Genomic DNA, 5016 nt, shown 5'->3' with positions numbered 1-5016 from the left:
TCGTCGTCGGTCTCCACCTCGATGCGCTTGCCGTTGTGCGCGAAGTGATACCAGTACAGGAGCATGGAGCCGAAGCTCGCCATGAGCCGGTCACCGATGTCGCGGGCAGCCGCCGTGGGCATCGTGTCTTTCTCCGGCTCCAGTATGCCGAGCACGGAGCAACCGGTGCGCAGCACGTCCATGGGATGCGCCGAGGGCGGCAGCTGCTCCAGCACGGTCTTGAGCGCCGACGGCAGGCCGCGCATGGCCTTGAGCTTACGCTTGTAGGCGGCGAGCTCGGCGCGGCTCGGCAGTCGCTCGTGGATCAGAAGGTAGGCGATCTCCTCGAACTCCGCCGCGTCGGCAAAGTCCAGGATGTCGTAGCCGCGATAGTGCAGGTCGTTACCGGTGCGCCCGACGGTGCAGACGGCGGTGTTACCGGCGGTGACGCCGGACAGCGCGACGGACTTCTTGGCTTTGGGCTTCGCAAGCGCTTCGGACTGGGGCTGTTTGTCGGTATCGGTCATAGACCCCTCCAGTCGGGTCGTGTGCGCCGGCGGCGACAGGCAAGCTTAACCGGGATGCGCCACGGACCACACCTTGCCGCGGCGCTCGGCGGCGATCGGCGTAGGCACCCACAATAGATGGGATCGGGATGAACACGAAAAGTGCACGGCGTGCCGGCCGCCCTCAGAGGGTTGCTCCGCGCGCTTCGCACATCGCGCAATCCGAACAAGCTTCAAATGCATAGCCCGCTCTGACGCAGCCCTGCAGCGACGGCACCCCGGCGCTGTGGGCGCGATGCGGGGTGCAGGAGTCACCAACGCTGCGGACCCGAGGCCTTTTCCGGCTGCGCTTCCCGCAATGCGCAACGCGCTGTAAGACACCGTGGCTTGACAGGCACCCTCCTCAGCTTTCCATGAGTTTAGCAGCTACTTCTTATGGTCTGTCTAGTCAATTTCTCTAACCCAGCACGACGCTTTGCGGAATCGACGTCTTGCACAAACCCTGTGGATAACTCTGTGGAAGAACCTTGGGAATGCCCCCTAAGTGCCTGACTCGGTAACAACCCAGTATCATTGACCAATCATTGACCAATCCTCGTTCTTACTTCTTCATCAGATACTTACAATTCCACCTCAAGAACCTCCGAGAGTCGATCAGCGAACTGCTTGGGATTCTGGCGCCCAGACAACGGGTGTGCATAAACTCCGGCCAAGGCTGACAGCGACAGTCGCGCAGACATTAGGAGAGTTGATCAGGATCAACGCGCAGATTCCATGCCTGTGATTTCGGGCCAAGGTCCGCCCGCAGCTCGTAGTACACCGCACCGAGCAGCTCGTGTATCGCATAGTAGCTCGCGTAAAGCGCCGCTGCCTGCGGCAGCCATTCGCGCCATCCGTGGTTCTCGGCACCCGCTGCTCGTTGCAGTCGCCGAGCGCCGGAGACGAAATAGGTCGGCGCCGGCACCGCGTCCACGCCGGCACGCTCGAAGGCCGCCAGGGCTCGAGGCATGTGCCAGGCATCCGTCACCAACAGCACGCGGCGGATGCCGGCCTGTTCGAGTAGGGGCGCGGTTAGCTCGGCGTTCTCGCGGGTGTTGCGGCTGCCATCCTCCAGCGCCGCGACCGGCACGGCCAGCTCCTCCTCCAGGAAGCGCTGCATTGCGGGCCCGGGCGCCCGAGGTCCGGCACCACCGCTGATGTAAATTGGCAGCCCGGTGCGCCGATGCAGCCATGCCGCATAACGGCTGCGCTTCATGCTGTTCACGCCCACCGTGTGGCCATCGTACTCCGGTGCGTCTGCATAGACTTCAGCTCCCAGCACGACGATGGCCTCCGCACCGGTCTGTCGGAGCGCCGTAGGCGGCAACGCCGGGTACTGCTCCGCGAGCCGAATCAAGGGCCCGGCCAGCGCGGGCAGGCTCATCACCAACAGCAGGCTCCAGGTGACGAAGAGCACCAGCCGCCCCAGCGTCCCACGCACCAGCACAAACGCCAGCGCGAGCAGTACCAGGAAGAGCCCGGGCGGGAGGAGCAATTGTTTCAGGATAGTGTAGGATTCCATGCGGCTGGTATCCGGCAGTGATGGCGGCGGCGTACGTCCGCCATGCGCCCCGGGCAGCGCTCGGCGTCCGGCCCGCTGCAACCGCTGGCCCGCGGCGCAGACAGCTGAGCGCTAGGCATCTCGGTCGCTCGGGTCCTCGGGCTTAGGTGTATCGGCCGTCGGTGATGTGCCGGCCATGCTCATGAAGAGCAGGCTTGGCAGCACGGCGATGGCACCGACGCTCATCACCACCACCGCATAGAGGCCGTACCGGACCGTGGTCCGCCGCGCGATAACCACCAGCATCCCTGTCGCCAACACGCCAGCCGCGCCCAACTTCACCAGCCCAGCCACCCCTAGCGCCCGCTGCCCCTCCGCGACCGGCCCGAGCGCTGACAGCAACAACAGGTTCACCAGCAGCATCAGCGCGGCGTTGGGCAGAGAAAAGGGCTCGTAGCCGAAGCGCCGAACCGCGGCCCGATTAACGCTGTAGACGCTGCGCAGCAGCGCCATGAAGAGCGCGAAGGCCAGCAGCAGCCAAAGCCAAGCCATTGCGACTTACCGGGCGCCTGCGGCCAAGCGCAAGCCCACACTCCCCAACCATGGGCCGGCCGCGGGCGCCATCAGCGCTGCGCCAGCGCTTGCGCTTGCTGATCGGCGTGGTAGGACGAGCGCACCATGGGACCGCTTGCGACCGCCGAGAAGCCCATGGCCTCCGCCTCGCCGCCCAGCGCGGCGAACGCCTCCGGCGTCCAGAAGCGCTCCACCGGCAGATGGTCCCGACTCGGCTGCAGATACTGGCCCAGGGTGAGCATGTCGCAGCCGTGGGCACGCAGGTCGCGCATCACGGCCAGCACCTCGTCGCGTTGCTCGCCCAGCCCGAGCATCAGGCCCGACTTGGTGGGCACAGTCGGGTGGCGCGCCTTGAAGGCCGCGAGCAGGTCCAGCGAGCCTTGGTAGTCGGCGCCGGGCCGCGCCTGACGATAAAGCCGGGGCACGGTTTCCAGATTGTGGTTGAAGACATCGGGCACGGCGTCGCCGGTAAAGGCGTCCAGCGCTTGCGCCTCGCGGCCACGGAAGTCCGGCACCAGCACCTCGAGGCGAATCTCCGGACAGCGCGCTCGCACTGCCCGCAGGCAGGCCGCGAAGTGCCCTGCGCCGCCGTCGCGCAGGTCGTCCCGGTCCACGGAGGTGATGACGACGTAGCTCAAGCCCATGCGGGCGATGGAGTCCGCAAGGTTCTCGGGCTCTGCCTCGTCCAGCGGCTGCGGGCGGCCGTGGGCGACATCGCAGAAGGGGCAGCGCCGGGTGCAGATGTCGCCGAGGATCATGAAGGTCGCCGTGCCGTGACCGAAGCACTCGCCCAGGTTCGGGCACTGCGCCTCTTCGCACACAGTGGCGAGTCCGGTCTCACGCAGCAGACGCTTGATGCGGCTTACCCCGGGCCCGGTGGGCGCCTTGGCGCGGATCCAGCGCGGCTTGCGCGGCACCTCCCCCGTGGGCTCAATTTTCACCGGGATGCGGGCCACCTTGTCGCGACCGCGCTGATGGGTCTCGGGCGAGTAACGGGATGGGGCTTCGAGCGGACTCGCGTCAGGCATGCGGGACTCCGGACATCTGGTGGCGAAAAATGGGGGTTCTTGACGTGTGGCGCCCGCGACGTGCGCGGACACAAGTGCAGGACAGGACCCGCAGCGGGTTGTTCAGTTTACCAGCACTCTTAAAGATGACCTGCAGATCGTCCGTGATCTTTGCACGGGCGTCTCGCGCGTCGACACGGCACCGATGCCCGAGCTGGCGCGCGCCGTGTTCGCAACCCGGAGGTCCATCATCGGTGGCATCGCCAAGATGACCACCCCGGCCGGCCTGGCCATCCCGGCAATGGCCGCGCGCCGATGCCGAGCGGGTTTTCGCGGACCAAGTGCTATAGTCTCACCCCAGTGCGGGCTGAGCCCGATTGGCAATCGCTCGCTTGCAGCGAAGATGGGCGTCTGGGGCTTTCCCGTGGACTCCATCACAGAGCCGCGGCGGTGAGCCGCCGACAGAGCGTCTACTGATGCGTTCCAGGCGAGCACCGGGCGCGGCGGCTAAACGGACTTCAGTCGATCTTGGTCGATCGAGCGCTCCTCAATTCTCCGGGTCGAAGCTCAGCGACACCGAGTTGATGCAATAGCGCTCGCCGGTCGGCCGCGGGCCATCCGGGAAGACATGCCCTAGGTGCGAGCCGCAGCGGGCGCAATGCACCTCCGTGCGGACCATGCCGTGGCTTTTGTCCGTCTCGGTCTCGACAGCACCGTTGGCGGCGGGCTGCCAGAAGCTCGGCCAACCGGTGCCGGAGTCGAACTTGTGCTCGGCGGAGAAGAGCTCCGCGCCGCATCCCGCGCAGAGATAGCGACCGGCATCTTTCGTGGCCCAGTAGTCACCGGTAAAGGCGGGCTCCGTCCCCTGCTGGCGCAGCACACGGTATTGCTCGGGCGTCAGCTCGGCGCGCCATTCGGCATCGGTTTTCTCGATCTTGTCGGTCATCGCAAGCTCCTCTTGACTATGGTCGTTGTGACGGCAAGCGGACGGCCCTTATACTGCTGTCCCACTTGGCGCACAGCCCGGCACGAGTCACAACAGGCTGAAACAAAACTGGTTTTCCCATATGCGAGTCAGCTCCTTCCAACCGCCGCCGCGTACACTCATGGGGCCTGGTCCTGCGGATGTCCACCCGCGCGTGACCGCAGCACTGGCGCGGCCCACCATTGGCCATCTCGATCCCGCCTTCGGCGCCATGATGGAAGAGCTGAAAGGACTGCTGCGCTACGCATTCCGCACCGACAACCCGCTCACCATGCCGGTCTCGGCGCCTGGCCTGTCTCTTATCAACATCTGCAGCCGCCGACGAGCGACCCAGGTTAAATACGGGGGGACACCAGCACATCAAAAAAAAAACAAACACAAAGGACAGCAGAGCAACAAACCAAGAAATAAGCCAACAAGAACAAA

General features: G+C 65.4%; 5 protein-coding genes and 1 pseudogene. 1 reads left to right on the top strand and 5 read right to left on the bottom strand.

What is annotated here, in order from left to right; genetic code table 11:
- The 5 genes from I6U14_RS06265 to msrB form a co-directional block, all read right to left on the bottom strand.
- Window positions 1-506 (bottom strand): citrate/2-methylcitrate synthase (locus I6U14_RS06265; protein WP_296897776.1); only part of this gene is annotated, 506 nt, incomplete at its 3' end.
- A 718-nt stretch (window positions 507-1224) separates the two neighbouring features.
- Window positions 1225-2046: a YdcF family protein gene (locus I6U14_RS06260; protein ID WP_296897775.1), complete on the bottom strand. Its 822-nt coding sequence runs from the start codon at window positions 2044-2046 to the stop codon at window positions 1225-1227.
- A gap of 111 nt (window positions 2047-2157) precedes the next feature.
- Window positions 2158-2577, bottom strand: a complete 420-nt coding sequence (locus I6U14_RS06255; protein WP_296897773.1) for a hypothetical protein — start codon at window positions 2575-2577, stop codon at window positions 2158-2160.
- A 71-nt stretch (window positions 2578-2648) separates the two neighbouring features.
- The gene (lipA, locus tag I6U14_RS06250; protein WP_296897771.1) at window positions 2649-3626 is read right to left on the bottom strand and encodes a lipoyl synthase; all 978 of its coding nucleotides are present in this window, start codon (window positions 3624-3626) and stop codon (window positions 2649-2651) included.
- A gap of 526 nt (window positions 3627-4152) precedes the next feature.
- The gene (gene msrB, locus I6U14_RS06245) at window positions 4153-4551 is read right to left on the bottom strand and encodes a peptide-methionine (R)-S-oxide reductase MsrB (protein WP_296897769.1); all 399 of its coding nucleotides are present in this window, start codon (window positions 4549-4551) and stop codon (window positions 4153-4155) included.
- Between the two features lie 121 nt (window positions 4552-4672).
- On the opposite strand from msrB, the pseudogene I6U14_RS06240 reads away from it, so the two are divergent.
- Window positions 4673-5016, top strand: a pseudogene (locus tag I6U14_RS06240) (hypothetical protein); the annotation flags it as partial.

Origin of the sequence: Thiohalocapsa sp. (genome assembly GCF_019695415.1) — a bacterium.
In the GTDB taxonomy this organism is placed as follows: domain Bacteria; phylum Pseudomonadota; class Gammaproteobacteria; order Chromatiales; family Chromatiaceae; genus Thiohalocapsa.
This window is presented reverse-complemented; position numbering and strand designations above follow the sequence as displayed.

Excerpts from the sequence above, each read along its gene's own strand:
- I6U14_RS06260 (WP_296897775.1), bottom strand. The coding sequence starts at position 2,046 with ATGGAATCCTACACTATCCTGAAACAATTGCTCCTCCCGCCCGGGCTC.
- I6U14_RS06255 (WP_296897773.1), bottom strand. The coding sequence starts at position 2,577 with ATGGCTTGGCTTTGGCTGCTGCTGGCCTTCGCGCTCTTCATGGCGCTG.
- lipA (WP_296897771.1), bottom strand. The coding sequence starts at position 3,626 with ATGCCTGACGCGAGTCCGCTCGAAGCCCCATCCCGTTACTCGCCCGAG.
- msrB (WP_296897769.1), bottom strand. The coding sequence starts at position 4,551 with ATGACCGACAAGATCGAGAAAACCGATGCCGAATGGCGCGCCGAGCTG.